Origin of the sequence: Psychrobacter sp. AOP30-A2-5, assembly GCF_052378115.1 — a bacterium.
Classification (GTDB): Bacteria; Pseudomonadota; Gammaproteobacteria; order Pseudomonadales; family Moraxellaceae; genus Psychrobacter.
Genome location: NZ_JBQSXK010000042.1, coordinates 1 through 3,240, shown reverse-complemented (window position 1 = coordinate 3,240; position 3,240 = coordinate 1). Strand labels below are relative to the sequence as shown.

Below are 3,240 nucleotides of genomic sequence, written 5' to 3'. Positions count from 1 at the left end.
GGGTAATAATGGAGATGCACCGGTGGGCGGAATTGGTGACATTGTTATGGTGCCTCCAGTGAAAGCGGCTCGTGATAAAGGTATTTTAAAAGCGGTGTCTATGTTTAGCCGATTTACTGAGCAAGGTGTCGTGTGGAACGATGGACGTGAGGAACAAATCGATGCGGTGATCTGGTGCACTGGGTTCAAACCAGAGCTTGACCATATAGCCAATTTGGGTGTGCTAGAGGATGATGGTAAGGTAGAAGTAAAACAAGGCCAATCTATAAAAGAGCCTCGTTTATGGCTATTTGGCTATGGCGATTGGGCAAGTCCAGGTTCAGCTACTTTAATTGGTGCTGGACGTAGTGCTAGAGAAAATACTCCCGCTTTGATTGATTTTGTGCAAGGGGTTTCTTAATACTCAACTCGATTTAGACAGTTATAGCTTGAGAAAGCCAGTTCATGAAGACCTCATAAAATATCTTGATTTATTTTTATATGTCTATATTATTGGACTTATGGAAATAATAAATGCTACTGCCAGCTTTGCTGCGCTCTCTCAAGACACTCGATTAAAAGCTTTTAGACTATTGGTTAGTCATGAGCCTGATGGTCTGCCTGCTGGTGAAATCGCTCGCAATCTTGGTGTGCCACATAATACGATGTCGGCTCATTTAGCCGTGCTTGCCCGGGCAGGATGGGTAAGCTCACAACGACAAAGCCGCCAGATTATTTATCGTGCGTCTCTTGCGCATGTCGAAGATGTCATTCAATTCTTGTTAAAAGACTGCTGTGCAGGTCACCCAGAGTTATCTGGCTCTCTTTTGGACAGCTTGAGTGCCTGTAATATCAACCCATCCGACAAACCCAACAGCTAAGCTACTATTTTTTTAAGAATACAAACCCTTCTAACACTATAAAAAGGTCGTTATGACACCTATCATTTTTCACAACCCTAATTGTGGTACCTCTCGCAATACCTTGGCCATCATGAAGGCTTCAGGCGAGCAACCGAACGTCATTGAATACCTCAAAACACCGCCTACTCGTGAATATTTGATTGAGCTGTTAGGCTTGATGAAACTTTCACCGCGTGAGCTTCTACGTCAGAAAGGTACGCCTTATGATGAGCTTGGTTTGGATAATACTACGTTATCTGATGATGAACTGATTGATGCCATGATGACACATCCTATTTTGATGAATCGTCCTATTGTGGTGACCTCTAGCGGCGCAGCGCTGTGCCGACCTTCGGAGCGGGTATTTGAATTATTAGACAATCCAGTGAGTCGTTTTACCAAAGAAGATGGTGAAATAGTCCAATCTACTAAAGATAATAGTTTAGACGCCTCTGTCGATTTAACGGAGTTACCAAATATAGATGCAGTAGAGCTGCAACCGATTGATATTGAGGCTCTGATTGGTGCAAATGATCCCCGTCATCCACCAAGAATATTGGTGCTATACGGCTCTTTACGTGAACGCTCGTTCTCTAAATTAGCAAGTGAAGAGGCAAGTCGGGTATTGCGTTGGTATGGTTGCGAGGTGCGTACCTTTGATCCCACAGGTTTACCGTTACCTGATAGTACCGATGCTAATCATCCGAAAGTACGAGAGTTACGTGAGCTAGCAGCGTGGTCTGAGGGCATGCTATGGGTTAGCCCTGAGCGCCATGGCAGTATCACTAGCATCATGAAAGCGCAGATTGATTGGATTCCACTGTCATTAGGTGGCGTTCGACCGACTCAAGGCAAGACGCTGGCAGTAATGCAAGTCAGTGGCGGCAGTCAGAGCTTTAATACCGTCAATCAGCTGCGTATCTTGGGCCGCTGGATGCGTATGATTACCATACCCAATCAGTCGTCTGTTCCGAAAGCTTTTTTAGAGTTTGATGACAATAATCGTATGCTTAATTCGCCTTTATATCAGCGTATCGTTGATGTGTGTGAGGAATTAGTGAAGTTTACGTGGCTCACACGTGGTCGCTCCACTTATCTAACCGATCGTTATTCTGAGCGCGTAGAGAGTCGTGAGGAAGTATCACAGCGTGTAAATCAAAAATCACTCTAAACTCAAGCGTATCTAACGTTAACCTTCTCTAATACCATTGTTTTATTAAGGCACCTTTATGCTCGCATTAGCGATTTTTATTGTCACTTTGACTTTAGTCATATGGCAGCCAAAAGGACTGGGTATCGGTTGGAGTGCAATGGGCGGCGCAGTAGTTGCCCTGCTTCTAGGGGTGGTGCAATTATCAGATGTGGCTATCGTCTGGAATATCGTCTGGGATGCCACCTTTACCTTTGTCGCGCTTATCATCATCTCATTGATATTAGATGAGGCTGGATTTTTTGGCTGGGCAGCATTGCATGTTGCAAGATTAGGTAATGGTCAAGGTCGGCGACTGTTTCCCATGATTGTTATTTTAGGCGCATTCATTGCTGCCTTTTTTGCTAATGATGGGGCGGCGTTATTGCTTACTCCTATTGTCATTGCCATTTTGCTGCGCCTTGATTTTGCACCCAAATCAGCTTTAGCCTTTATCATCGCTACTGGCTTTATTGCCGATACCGCAAGTCTGCCATTAATAACGTCTAATCTAGTCAACATCGTTAGCGCTAATTATTTTGATATTGGTTTTGGTCGCTATGCGGCAGTCATGGTGCCAGTGAATATCGTATCTGTTATCGCAACGCTACTGGTATTATGGCTTGTCTATGCGCGACATATCCCGAAGCATTATTCAATGGATAGTCTAAGCTCACCGCAATCCGCTATCAAAGACCCTTTGGTTTTTCGAGCGGCCTTTCCATTATTGGCCTTACTACTTATCGCTTATTTTGCCACCGAGTCATTAGGTCTTGTGATTTCATTGGTGACTAGTATCGCGGCGCTAGTGCTTATGGCAATCGCAGGTCGCTGGTGGCAAGGCGGTCGTGATACCAAATTTTCTGTGACCCACGTTCTACGTAAAGCTCCTTGGCAAATTGTCTTGTTTTCCATCGGTATGTATTTAGTGGTTTATGGCTTAAGTAACGCAGGACTCACGGCATATGGCGCGCAAATACTAAACTGGTTAGGACAGCAAGGTAACGTCATTGCGACGGTCGGCACAGGCTTTCTATCAGCTATCGTAGCATCTGTAATGAATAATATGCCGTCAACCCTCATAGGAGCGCTGGCAATTGATAGCGCCCAAGTTCCCACTGCAACGCGTGAGTTGATGATTTATGCCAATGTTATTGGTAATGATTTAGG

At 44.7% G+C, this 3,240-nt stretch carries 3 protein-coding genes and 2 pseudogenes; all 5 read left to right on the top strand.

Annotated elements, in window-relative coordinates:
- Window positions 1-400, top strand: a pseudogene (locus ACT3S4_RS14200) (NAD(P)/FAD-dependent oxidoreductase); the annotation flags it as partial.
- Window positions 401-500: 100 nt separating this feature from the next.
- Window positions 501-860, top strand: coding sequence for an ArsR/SmtB family transcription factor (locus ACT3S4_RS14195; protein WP_444761287.1), 360 nt, complete (start codon window positions 501-503; stop codon window positions 858-860).
- A gap of 52 nt (window positions 861-912) precedes the next feature.
- Window positions 913-1,314 (top strand): annotated as a pseudogene (gene arsC / locus ACT3S4_RS14190) (arsenate reductase (glutaredoxin)); the annotation flags it as partial.
- A complete protein-coding gene (gene arsH, locus ACT3S4_RS14185) occupies window positions 1,297-2,052 on the top strand; it encodes an arsenical resistance protein ArsH (RefSeq protein WP_228707086.1) in 756 nt (251 codons plus the stop codon). The pseudogene arsC and the gene arsH, both read left to right, overlap by 18 nt.
- A gap of 58 nt (window positions 2,053-2,110) precedes the next feature.
- On the top strand, window positions 2,111-3,240 hold a 1,130-nt coding region (locus ACT3S4_RS14180; RefSeq protein WP_444761286.1), incomplete at its 3' end, for an arsenic transporter.

What these genes read in the sequence shown, in the direction of transcription:
- ACT3S4_RS14195 (WP_444761287.1), top strand. Translation starts at nt 501, where the DNA reads ATGGAAATAATAAATGCTACTGCCAGCTTTGCTGCGCTCTCTCAAGAC.